Here is an 11,949-nt window from a genome sequence, read left to right as displayed (position 1 = left end):
GGGATTATAGGCAATGGCTGAAAATCAATACTACGGCACTGGTCGCCGCAAAAGCTCCGCCGCTCGCGTGTTTATCAAACCGGGCAACGGTAAAATCGTAATCAACCAGCGTTCTCTGGAACAGTACTTTGGTCGTGAAACTGCCCGCATGGTAGTTCGTCAGCCGCTGGAACTGGTCGACATGGTTGAAAAACTGGATCTGTACATCACCGTTAAAGGTGGTGGTATCTCCGGTCAGGCAGGTGCGATCCGTCATGGTATCACCCGCGCTCTGATGGAGTACGATGAATCTCTGCGCTCCGAACTGCGTAAAGCTGGCTTCGTCACTCGTGACGCTCGTCAGGTTGAACGTAAAAAAGTTGGTCTGCGCAAAGCACGTCGTCGTCCGCAGTTCTCCAAACGTTAATTGTTTTCTGCTTCGGCAGAACGATTGGCGAAAAACCCGGTGCAAGCCGGGTTTTTTTATGGATAAAAATTACGTTATCCACAGTAATCAATCGTTTATCGCGTCTTTTTCTGCATTTGCAGAATCCCCTCACCACAAACCCCGCAGAATCTGGTAAACTATCATCCAATTTTCTGCCCAAATGGCTGGGATTGTTCATTTTTTGTTTGCTTCCTGAACGAAAGTGACAGTACGGGCGGGTAGGTAACTCACATCTGGCCGGTCGAGTAAGTCCGGTAGCAGTAAATTCTAGAATATACCTGGAGGTTTTCATGGCTGTCGCTGCCAACAAACGTTCGGTAATGACGCTGTTTTCTGGTCCTGTGGACATCTATAGCCATCAGGTCCGTATCGTGCTGGCCGAAAAAGGTGTCAGCTTCGAAATTGAGCACGTGGAAAAGGATAATCCTCCTCAGGATCTGATTGACCTCAACCCGAATCAAAGCGTACCGACACTTGTAGATCGTGAACTCACCTTGTGGGAGTCACGCATTATTATGGAATATCTGGACGAGCGTTTCCCGCATCCGCCGCTAATGCCGGTTTACCCGGTCGCACGTGGTGAAAGTCGCCTGTACATGCATCGCATTGAAAAGGATTGGTATTCCCTGATGAATATCATCCAGAACAACAGCGGCGCACAGGCCGATGCCGCCCGTAAACAACTGCGTGAAGAGTTGCTGGCAATTGGCCCGTTGTTCACCCAGAAACCTTACTTCCTGAACGACGAGTTTAGCCTTGTTGACTGCTACCTCGCACCGCTGCTATGGCGCTTACCGGTACTGGGCATCGAGTTGAGTGGCGCGGGCGCCAAAGAGCTGAAAGGATATATGACGCGCGTATTTGAGCGTGATTCCTTCCTGGCTTCTCTAACTGAAGCCGAGCGCGAAATGCGCCTTGGCCGGGGTTAACTGAATGGATTTGTCACAACTGTCTCCACGCCGTCCGTATCTGCTGCGGGCCTTCTATGAATGGCTGCTGGATAATCAGCTAACGCCGCATCTGGTTGTTGATGTGACGTTGCCTGATGTTCGCGTGCCGATGGAGTATGCGCGTGACGGTCAAATCGTGTTGAACATCGCACCGCGCGCGGTAGGCAACCTGGAACTGGCTAACGACGAGGTGCGTTTCAATGCGCGCTTCGGTGGCGTGCCGCGTCAGGTTGCGGTGCCGATGGCAGCCGTACTGGCTATTTACGCCCGTGAAAACGGCGCGGGAACCATGTTCGAACCGGAAGCAGCCTACGATGAAGATGTCGCTATTATGAATGACGACCTCGATACTTCAGCGCAGGAAAGCGAGACGGTGATGTCGGTTATCGACGGTGATAAACCCGATCTTGCTGACGATCAGGACAATGGCCCTGATGACGATCCACCGCCGCGCGGTGGACGCCCATCGCTGAGGGTAGTGAAGTAATCAAACAGGGCCGAATGGCCCTGTTTTACTATCCGCGATCCGCCAATATAAAAAGGAGGCCGAAGCCTCCTTGTGGGTTGCTACATGGGTATTACACTTCGAGATAGTTCAAGATGCCGTCTGCCGCTTTACGGCCTTCGGCAATCGCGGTCACCACCAAATCGGAGCCACGTACGATGTCGCCACCAGCAAAGATTTTTGGATTGCTGGTCTGAAACGGATTTTCGCTGCCTTCTGGTGCGATAACACGGCCCTGAGCATCAAGTTCAACGCTGTGCTTCGCCAGCCATTCCATGCTGTGCGGACGGAAACCAAACGCCATCACCACGGCATCTGCGGGAACTATATGTTCAGAACCCGGAACGATTTCCGCACGGCGACGGCCTTTTGCATCTGGCTCGCCCATTTCGGTTCGCGCCATCTTCACGCCGCACACTTTGCCATTGGCATTGATTTCGATACCCAACGGCTGCACGTTAAACTGGAATTCCACGCCCTCTTCACGCGCATTTTTCACTTCGCGGCGGGAACCTGGCATGTTCTCTTCATCCCGGCGATAAGCACAAATCACGTGTGTTGCGCCCTGGCGAACTGAAGTACGCACGCAGTCCATTGCGGTATCACCACCGCCAAGCACCACGACACGTTTGCCTTCCATACTGATATACGGCTCATTGGGTGTTTCGCCAAAGCCCATAATCTGACGTGTATTAGCGATGAGGAATGGCAGCGCGTCGAATACGCCCGTTGCATCTTCATTCTCCAGTCCGCCACGCATTGACTGATAGGTACCGACGCCGAGGAACACCGCGTCATAATCTTTCAGCAGTTCCTCGATCTGCACATCGCGACCCACTTCGGTATTGAGTTTGAACTCAATACCCATGCCGGTGAAAATCTCACGGCGGCGAGTCATCACTTCTTTCTCCAGCTTGAAAGCCGGAATACCAAAAGTCAGCAGGCCGCCGATTTCCGGATGACGGTCGAAGACGACGGCTTTTACACCGTTGCGGGTTAGCACATCGGCACATGCCAGACCTGCCGGGCCTGCACCGATAATCGCCACGCGTTTACCGGTTTGCTTCACGCCAGTCAGATCGGGACGCCAGCCCATTTCGAACGCTTTATCGTTGATATAGCGCTCGATGTTGCCGATGGTGACGGCGCCAAACTCATCGTTCAGTGTGCAGGAACCTTCGCACAGACGGTCCTGCGGGCAGACGCGTCCGCATACTTCCGGCAAGGTGTTTGTCTGGTGCGACAGCTCTGCTGCTTCAAAAATACGTCCTTCGTTGGCCAGCTTCAGCCAGTTAGGAATGTAGTTATGAACCGGACATTTCCACTCGCAATACGGGTTACCGCAGGAGAGACAGCGATCGGCCTGCGCTTTAGCTTGCCCTTCAGAGAAGGGCTCGTAGATTTCAACAAATTCAATTTTACGCAGCTTGACCGGTTTCTTGGGCGGATCAACGCGCTGTAAGTCGATAAATTGGTAAACGTTCTGACTCATCTCAATTCCTTACTGCGCCTGCACGCGCAACTCTGCCGCGCTACGACTACGGTGACCTAACAGGGCTTTTACATCGCTGGATTTCGGTTTCACCAGGGCGAATTTCGATGAGAATGCTGGCCAGTTTGCCAGGATCTCTTCGCCGCGTTGAGAACCGGTATGTTGCACATGCTCGGTGATTAGGCCGCGCAGATGCTCTTCATGGATGGCGAGGTCATCGACGCTCAGCACTTCCACCAGCTCCTGGTTAACGCGTTTACGGAATTCACCGTCTTCATCCAGTACATAGGCAAAGCCACCGGTCATCCCTGCGCCAAAGTTGACGCCGGTTTTACCCAGCACACAAACAATGCCGCCGGTCATATATTCACAGCCGTTGTCGCCTATGCCTTCTACAACCGTGATGGCACCAGAGTTACGAACTGCAAAACGCTCGCCTGCACGGCCCGCAGCGTACAAACGGCCGCCGGTTGCGCCATACAGGCAGGTGTTACCGATAATGCTCGCTTCATGGCTGCGGAAGGCTGAACCCACCGGCGGACGCACTGCCAGCAAACCGCCCGCCATACCTTTACCAACATAGTCGTTGGCATCTCCAGTCAGATAGAGTTCAACGCCCCCAGCATTCCATACGCCGAAGCTCTGGCCTGCGGTGCCGCTGAAATGTGCTTTAATTGGATCGGCTGCCAGCCCCTGATCGCCGTGAGACTGTGCAATATAGCCAGACAGTGAAGCACCCACGGAACGATCGGTATTGCGGATATCGAACCAGAAAGTTTTGCTCTGCTTCTCATCGACATACGGTTTCGCCTGTTGTAATAACTGCGCGTTCAGTACGCCATTATCAAACGGCGGGTTGTTTTCCGTGCAGTACAGTGCTTTGCCTGGGTGCGGTTCGGCAGTTTCCAGCAGTTTCGCCAGATCCAGTTTCTGCTGCTTGGCGGTAAAACCGTCCAGTTCTTTCAGCAGATCGGTACGGCCAATCAGATCGACCAGGCGTTTCACGCCCAGTTGTGCCATTAACTCGCGGGTTTCACGGGCGATAAATTCAAAGTAGTTGGTCACTTTGAATGGCAGACCGTGATAGTGATTCTTACGCAGTTTGTCATCCTGAGTCGCTACGCCGGTTGCGCAGTTATTCAGGTGACAAATTCGCAGGTATTTACAACCCAGCGCGACCATCGGTCCGGTACCGAAACCAAAGCTTTCGGCGCCCAGAATTGCGGCTTTTATGATGTCCTGTCCGGTTTTCAGACCGCCATCCACCTGCAAACGAATCTTGTGACGCAAACCGTTAGCGACCAGCGCTTGCTGGGTTTCCACCAGCCCCAGTTCCCACGGACAACCTGCATATTTCACGGAAGAGAGCGGGCTTGCGCCAGTACCGCCGTCGTAACCGGCTATAGTAATCAGATCGGCATAGGCTTTCGCCACACCGGTAGCGATGGTACCGACACCCGGTTCAGAAACCAGCTTCACAGAGATCATCGCTTTCGGGTTGACCTGTTTCAGGTCGAAAATCAGCTGTGCCAGATCCTCAATAGAGTAGATATCGTGATGCGGCGGCGGAGAGATCAGCGTTACGCCGGGTACGGAGTAGCGCAACCTGGCGATATACGGCGTGACTTTGTCACCCGGTAGCTGGCCGCCTTCACCCGGTTTGGCCCCCTGGGCGACTTTGATCTGAATGACATCAGCATTCACCAGGTAAGCCGGAGTTACGCCGAAGCGACCAGAAGCAACCTGCTTGATACGCGACACTTTATTGGTGCCATAGCGCGCCGGATCTTCACCGCCTTCACCGGAGTTGGAGAAACCGCCGAGGCTGTTCATTGCTTCTGCCAGCGCTTCGTGAGCCTCCGGGCTGAGCGCGCCGATAGACATCGCTGCAGTATCAAAGCGTTTAAACAGCTCAGTTGCAGGTTCTACATCTTTCAGATTAACCGCTTCACCATTTGGCGTGATAGCCAGCAAATCGCGCAGTGTAGCCGCCGGGCGTTCGTTAACCAGCTTCGCATACTCCTGATAATCGCTGTACTCGCCGTTCTGTACCGCCTGTTGCAGCGTGCGCACGACATCCGGGTTATAGGCGTGGTATTCGCCGCCGTGGACATATTTCAGCAGTCCGCCCTGCGACAGCGGTTTACGCGCTAACCAGGCCAGTTTTGACAAGTTCAGCAGATCCTGCTGAAAGTCGCTAAAGCCAGCGCCGCCGATACGGCTAATAACGCCCTGGAAGCAGAGGGCAGCAACGTCATCGTGCAGACCCACGGCTTCAAACAGTTTTGAGCAGCGGTATGAGGCAATCGTCGAAATGCCCATTTTGGACATGATTTTGTACAGCCCTTTATTGATGCCGTTACGGTAGTTCAGCATCACTGTACGGTAATTTTTCTCGATGGCGTTGTTGTCGACCAGCTTCGCCAGCGTTTCATACGCCAGGTACGGGTAGATGGCTGTCGCGCCGAAGCCCAGCAGCACCGCAAAGTGGTGCGGGTCGCGGGCACTTGCGGTTTCAACAATAATGTTGGCATCACAGCGCAGGCTCTTATCCACCAGACGGGTCTGGATCGCGCCCACCGCCATCGGCGCCGGAACCGGCAGGCGATTTTTGGCGATGTTACGGTCAGAGAGCACCAGCAATACAGTACCGTTACGCACCATCTGCTCTGCTTTATCGCACAGCGCTTTGATGGTCTCCTCCAGCGACGTTTCGGTCACGTCGAAGGTGATGTCCAGCGTGTCGGCGCGGTAGTGCTCCTCTTCCATCGTCGTCAGTTGCTTGAAATCAGAGTACAGCAAGATCGGTGATTTGAAGCTCAGACGATGTGCCTGGCCTTCCGCTTCACAGAAGACGTTCATTTCGCGACCGATGCTGGTAGCCAGCGACATAACATGGGCTTCACGCAGCGGATCGATCGGCGGGTTGGTTACCTGCGCAAATTGCTGGCGGAAGTAGTCATAAATAATGCGTGGCTGGCTTGAGAGCACTGCAAACGGTGTGTCATCACCCATGGAGCCGACTGCTTCCTGGCCATTTTCACCCAGCACGCGGATAACCGAATCCAGCTCTTCAAAACTGTAGTTAAACTGCTTCTGGTAGCTTGCCAGCAGATCGTCGTCCATCTCGCGGGTACCGACGTCTTCGTCAGGCAAATCTTCAAACGGTACCAAACGGCGCACGTTTTTCGCCATCCACTCTTTATAGGGGTGGCGGCTTTTCAGATCGTCATCGGTTTCGGCCGAGTGCAGAATGCGCCCGTCACGGGTATCGATAACCATCAGTTCACCCGGGCCGACACGGCCCTTTTCCACCACTTCGTCTGGCTGATAATCCCAGATCCCCACTTCTGAAGCGCAGGTGATCAGCTTGTCTTTGGTGACGACATAGCGCGCCGGACGCAGACCATTACGGTCAAGGTTGCAGGCAGCGAAACGACCGTCAGACATCACGATGCCCGCCGGACCATCCCACGGCTCCATGTGCATGGAGTTAAAGTCGAAGAAACTGCGCAGGTCCGGATCCATATCCGGGTTATTCTGCCAGGCTGGCGGCACCAGCAAACGCATGGCGCGCACGATATCCATCCCGCCTGCCAGCAGTAGCTCAAGCATGTTATCCATTGAACTGGAGTCTGAACCGGTTTCGTTGACAAACGGCGCGGCATCATGAAGATCCGGGATCAACGGTGTTTTGAATTTGTAGGTGCGCGCACGCGCCCACTGGCGGTTACCGGTAATGGTGTTGATTTCACCGTTGTGCGCCAGGTAGCGGAACGGCTGCGCCAGTGGCCAGCGTGGTACGGTGTTGGTGGAGAAACGTTGGTGGAACAGACAAATGGCCGATTCGAGACGCAGATCCGCCAGATCCAGGTAAAAGCGCGGCAGATCCGCCGGCATACAAAGACCTTTATAGATGTTCACCAGGTTGGAGAGGCTACAAACGTAGAACTCTTTATCTTCCTGCAGGCGTTTTTCAATGCGGCGACGAGCGATAAACAGACGACGCTCCATATCGCGCGGGCGCCAGCCTGCGGGGGCGTTAACGAAAATTTGTTCAATACGAGGCAGCGAGGAGAGGGCTATTTCACCGAGTACCCCTTCGTTGGTTGGCACATCGCGCCAGCCAACGATCGACAGGGTTTCTTGTTGCAACTCTTCTTCAACAATGCGACGCGACGCGCTGGCTTTTTCTGGATCCTGATTCAGGAACAGCATGCCTACGGCGTAATTTTTGGCTAAGCGCCAGCCGCGCTCTTCCGCCACAATACGGAAGAAACGGTCGGGTTTTTGCAGCAGCAGACCGCAACCGTCGCCGGTTTTACCATCGGCAAGGATGGCACCGCGGTGCTGCATTCGGGCCAGTGCGTGAATAGCGGTACGCACTACCTTGTGGCTAGGTTCGCCTTCTATGTGGGCGATCAGGCCGAAACCACAGTTATCTCTCTCTAGAGATTTATCGTACAACATATCAGTGAACCTCCCCAGGCTCTACGAGACACCCTCCGTTGACCGATACGCACAGGCGTAAAAAGAGCATGGCGACGGGGCATATGCCTCGCATGTCGCCCTCTTTAATTTCCTTTTCGCATCGATACACAAGTGTTGAGGACTTGCTTAAGAGGGAATCTCAATTACTGCATAAATATGATGAGCAGACTGCTCATCCAGAAAGCTTCCAGCGGATTCCCAAGTTATCGGGAATCCGTACACAGGTCAAATGCCGAGCTTATTTATACAGAAATGTGCTAAATGTTGTTCATCTATTTGATATATATCGATATTTAATGTTTTTTACATTCATGAAACGCAACGACAAGCGGTAGTGGAGTGTGATCTGACTCACTATACCAAAGCCTACTTTCTGATGTTCTGTCCTGAAGGTATCTTTAACGGCAGATTTTTATTCTGCTTTGTGGTCAGGGTCTGCATGAAGACACTGTTTTTCACTTCCACACGTATTTCTGCAAAATAAGGCAGGAATATAAGGAAAAGTAATTGCTTTTGCGATGAATGAAATTGCGATTATATTGACTTTTTATGCAATAAATAAAGGCCTTCCGGAGCGATTGATCCAGGTCATCGCCGATGAAAGCTAAAAGTGGCAGGCTACACCCTTTCGTCAGGGCGGCCTTTCAGATTATGCAGTTACAGAAATTAGTCAATATGTTTGGTGGGGATCTTGCTCGCCGGTATGGAGAAAAAGTACATAAACTTACTTTGCATGGCGGTTTTAGCTGCCCAAACCGCGATGGCACCCTTGGTCGCGGTGGGTGTACATTCTGTAATGTTGCTTCTTTTGCTGATGAGGCACAGCAACACCAATCCATTGCTGACCAGCTTGCTCATCAGGCGAACCTCGTTAATCGCGCTCGCCGTTATCTCGCCTATTTCCAGGCTTACACCAGTACCTGGGCTGAAGTGCAGGTACTGCGGTCGATGTACCAGCAGGCGATAAGTCAGGCGAACATTGTCGGTTTGTGCGTTGGCACGCGCCCCGATTGCGTACCGGAAGTGGTGCTGGATTTGCTTTGTGAATACCACCAACAGGGCTATGAAGTATGGCTGGAACTGGGTTTGCAAACCGCTCATGATAAAACACTGCATCGCATCAATCGTGGACATGATTTCGCCTGTTACCAGAAAACGGCACAGCAGGCCCGTAAACGCGGTCTGAAGGTCTGCACACATTTGATTGTCGGGTTACCAGGGGAACGACGTGTGGATTGTCTGGAGACCCTACAGCGCGTTACAGAAGCTGGCGTTGATGGTATTAAGCTGCATCCGCTGCATATCGTGAAAGGCAGTATTATGGCGAAGGCATGGGAGGCCGGTCGACTGAACGGTATTGGCCTGGAAGAGTATACCGTTATTGCCGGCGAGATGATTCGCTATACGCCGCCCGAGGTGATCTACCATCGCGTTTCCGCTAGCGCGCGTCGCCCGACGCTACTGGCGCCGCTGTGGTGCGAAAACCGCTGGACCGGCATGGTGGAGCTGGATCGCTACCTGAATGAGCAGGGCGGACAAGGTTCGGCTCTTGGGTGCTGTTGGCAATTGCCCACCTGAACCGACGACGAAACCCAGGCTCTCCCCGCATTTTTCACACAAGCTTCAATACCTTGCCCAGAATTGAGTATTATTGAGCGGAATTGTCCGAGGGAAACTCTATGAAGCAAATCCGTTTACTGGCGCAATACTACGTCGATCTGATGATGAAGCTCGGTCTGGTGCGCTTTTCCTTGCTACTGGCTTTAGCGCTGGTGGTGCTGGCAATCGTCGTGCAGATGGCGGTCACCATGGTATTGCAGGGGCAGGTAGAGAGCATCGATGTTATCCGCTCGATCTTTTTTGGTCTGCTGATCACCCCGTGGGCGGTCTACTTCTTATCGGTGGTGGTTGAACAACTGGAAGAATCTCGCCAGCGGTTATCGCGGTTGGTAGAAAAGCTTGAAGAGATGCGCGATCGCGATCTGAAGCTCAATGTGCAGTTAAAAGATAATATTGCCCAGCTTAATCAGGAGATCAGCGATCGCGAAAAAGCTGAAGCGGAGCGCCAGGCGACCTTTGAACAGCTAAAAATAGAGATGCAGGAGCGTGAGCAAACGCAGATCCAGCTCGAACAACAATCCTCCTTTCTGCGCTCTTTCCTTGATGCCTCACCGGATTTGGTTTTCTACCGTAACGAAGATAAAGAGTTTTCCGGCTGTAACCGGGCGATGGAACTGCTGACCGGCAAAAGCGAGAAGCAGCTCATTCACCTGAAACCGCAGGATGTCTATTCGGAGGAGGCAGCAGCAAAAGTCATTGAAACTGATGAAAAAGTGTTTCGCCATAACGTATCACTGACCTACGAACAGTGGTTGGATTATCCGGACGGGCGCAAGGCCTGCTTCGAAATCCGTAAAGTGCCTTATTACGACCGTGTAGGTAAACGTCACGGACTGATGGGCTTTGGCCGCGACATTACTGAGCGTAAACGCTACCAGGATGCGCTGGAGCGGGCCAGCCGCGATAAAACCACCTTTATTTCCACTATTAGCCATGAACTGCGCACGCCGCTGAATGGCATCGTCGGTTTGAGCCGGATCCTGCTCGACACGGATTTGACGCAAGAGCAAGAGAAATACCTGAAGACAATCCATGTCTCGGCCGTGACGTTGGGGAATATCTTCAACGATATTATCGATATGGATAAAATGGAGCGCCGCAAAGTTCAGCTTGATAACCAGCCGCTTGATTTCACCAGTTTCCTTGCCGATTTGGAAAACCTTTCCGGTTTGCAGGCGCATCAAAAAGGGCTGCATTTTGTACTGGAACCTGTGTCGCCGCTGCCGCACAAAGTGGTGACCGACGGTACACGTTTGCGGCAGATTCTGTGGAACTTAATCAGCAATGCGGTGAAATTTACCCCGCAAGGGCAGGTTAAAGTGCGCGTTCGCTATGACGAAAGCGAAATGCTGCACTTCGAAGTGCAGGATTCCGGGATCGGTATTCCTCGCGATGAGCAGGATAAGATCTTTGCCATGTATTACCAGGTGAAAGATAGCCACGGCGGCAAGCCGGCAACAGGGACGGGTATCGGTTTGGCCGTTTCGCGTCGCCTCGCCAAAAAAATGGGGGGAGATATCTCTGTCAGCAGCCAGACAGGCGCCGGGTCCATCTTTACGCTGACCGTTCATGCGCCAGCAGTAGCGGAAGAGGTTGATGACGCTTTCGAAGATGATGAGATGCCGTTACCCGCACTGCATGTCCTGCTGGTTGAGGACATTGAACTGAATGTGATTGTCGCGCGCTCAGTGTTGGAAAAGCTGGGTTGTAGCGTCGACGTAGCAATGACCGGAAGCGCCGCGCTGGAGATGTTTGCCCCTGGCGAATACGATCTGCTGCTGCTGGATATCCAGTTGCCAGACATGACCGGGCTGGATATTTCCCGCACACTAACCCGTCGTTACCCGCGAGAAGATCTTCCGCCGCTGGTCGCTCTGACAGCCAACGTGCTGAAAAATAAACAGGAGTATCTCGATGCGGGCATGAATGACGTCTTGAGCAAACCGCTGGCGGTCCCGGCATTAACTGCCATGATTAAAAAGTTCTGGGATACACACGCCAACGAGGAGGAGCAAGTGACAACTGTCGATAACAGCAAAGTACAAACGGTGCTGGATACGGCCATGCTTGAGCAATATATCGAACTGGTTGGGCCTAAATTGATCACTGATGGGCTGGCTGTCTTTGAGAAAATGATGCCGGGCTATCTCAATGTGCTTGAGTCAAATCTTACGGCACGCGATCAGAAAGGCATAACCGAAGAGGGGCATAAAATTAAGGGCGCGGCAGGATCTGTCGGTTTACGCCATCTGCAGCAACTGGGGCAACAGATCCAGTCTCCTGATCTTCCTGCCTGGTGGGACAATGTCGGCGAATGGGTGGAAGAGATGAAACAGGAGTGGCAAAACGATGTGGCGGTACTGAAAGCCTGGGTTGCATCAGTGGATGCTGGAAAAAAATGACCCCGGATTAACCGGGGTGCGCGAATACTGCGCCAACACCAGGGAAACCGTAGCTGCGCCGT

The 11,949-nt window shown here is 53.1% G+C and carries 7 protein-coding genes; 5 read left to right on the top strand and 2 right to left on the bottom strand.

What is annotated here, in order from left to right; translation table 11 throughout:
* Positions 1 to 13 precede the first annotated feature (13 nt).
* From rpsI to sspB, 3 genes are all read left to right on the top strand, one after another.
* Complete coding sequence (rpsI, locus tag BM427_RS11355; RefSeq protein WP_000829818.1) at positions 14 to 406, top strand: 30S ribosomal protein S9; 393 nt, start codon at positions 14 to 16, stop codon at positions 404 to 406.
* A gap of 311 nt (positions 407 to 717) precedes the next feature.
* Positions 718 to 1,356 (top strand): stringent starvation protein SspA, encoded by a 639-nt coding sequence (gene sspA / locus BM427_RS11350; RefSeq protein WP_007369885.1) that lies wholly within the window; start codon positions 718 to 720, stop codon positions 1,354 to 1,356.
* Between the two features lie 4 nt (positions 1,357 to 1,360).
* Complete coding sequence (gene sspB / locus BM427_RS11345; RefSeq protein ID WP_090121654.1) at positions 1,361 to 1,864, top strand: ClpXP protease specificity-enhancing factor; 504 nt, start codon at positions 1,361 to 1,363, stop codon at positions 1,862 to 1,864.
* A 91-nt stretch (positions 1,865 to 1,955) separates the two neighbouring features.
* On the opposite strand, the gene BM427_RS11340 is transcribed toward sspB, so the two are convergent.
* Both BM427_RS11340 and gltB read right to left on the bottom strand, forming a co-directional pair.
* Positions 1,956 to 3,374: a glutamate synthase small subunit gene (locus tag BM427_RS11340; RefSeq protein ID WP_090121652.1), complete on the bottom strand. Its 1,419-nt coding sequence runs from the start codon at positions 3,372 to 3,374 to the stop codon at positions 1,956 to 1,958.
* Positions 3,375 to 3,383: 9 nt separating this feature from the next.
* On the bottom strand, positions 3,384 to 7,844 hold the full coding sequence (gltB, locus tag BM427_RS11335; protein WP_090121651.1) for a glutamate synthase large subunit: 4,461 nt from the start codon (positions 7,842 to 7,844) through the stop codon (positions 3,384 to 3,386).
* Between the two features lie 672 nt (positions 7,845 to 8,516).
* Here gltB and mnmL point away from each other — a divergent pair.
* Positions 8,517 to 9,443 carry a tRNA modification radical SAM protein MnmL/YtqA gene (mnmL, locus tag BM427_RS11320; RefSeq protein ID WP_090121754.1) on the top strand — a complete coding sequence of 309 codons (927 nt, stop codon included), beginning with the start codon at positions 8,517 to 8,519 and terminating at the stop codon, positions 9,441 to 9,443.
* Positions 9,444 to 9,544: 101 nt separating this feature from the next.
* The gene (arcB, locus tag BM427_RS11315) at positions 9,545 to 11,887 is read left to right on the top strand and encodes an aerobic respiration two-component sensor histidine kinase ArcB (protein WP_090121648.1); all 2,343 of its coding nucleotides are present in this window, start codon (positions 9,545 to 9,547) and stop codon (positions 11,885 to 11,887) included.
* The last annotated feature ends 62 nt before the right edge of the window (positions 11,888 to 11,949 follow it).

Origin of the sequence: Kosakonia arachidis (genome assembly GCF_900116535.1) — a bacterium.
Taxonomy (GTDB): domain Bacteria; phylum Pseudomonadota; class Gammaproteobacteria; order Enterobacterales; family Enterobacteriaceae; genus Kosakonia; species Kosakonia arachidis.
Note: the sequence above shows the minus strand (reverse complement) of the source record. Positions and strands in the feature narration are given on the sequence as shown.

What these genes read in the sequence shown, in the direction of transcription:
- gltB (WP_090121651.1), bottom strand. Translation starts at nt 7,844, where the DNA reads ATGTTGTACGATAAATCTCTAGAGAGAGATAACTGTGGTTTCGGCCTG.
- sspA (WP_007369885.1), top strand. Translation starts at nt 718, where the DNA reads ATGGCTGTCGCTGCCAACAAACGTTCGGTAATGACGCTGTTTTCTGGT.
- mnmL (WP_090121754.1), top strand. Translation starts at nt 8,517, where the DNA reads ATGCAGTTACAGAAATTAGTCAATATGTTTGGTGGGGATCTTGCTCGC.
- sspB (WP_090121654.1), top strand. Translation starts at nt 1,361, where the DNA reads ATGGATTTGTCACAACTGTCTCCACGCCGTCCGTATCTGCTGCGGGCC.
- BM427_RS11340 (WP_090121652.1), bottom strand. Translation starts at nt 3,374, where the DNA reads ATGAGTCAGAACGTTTACCAATTTATCGACTTACAGCGCGTTGATCCG.
- rpsI (WP_000829818.1), top strand. Translation starts at nt 14, where the DNA reads ATGGCTGAAAATCAATACTACGGCACTGGTCGCCGCAAAAGCTCCGCC.
- arcB (WP_090121648.1), top strand. Translation starts at nt 9,545, where the DNA reads ATGAAGCAAATCCGTTTACTGGCGCAATACTACGTCGATCTGATGATG.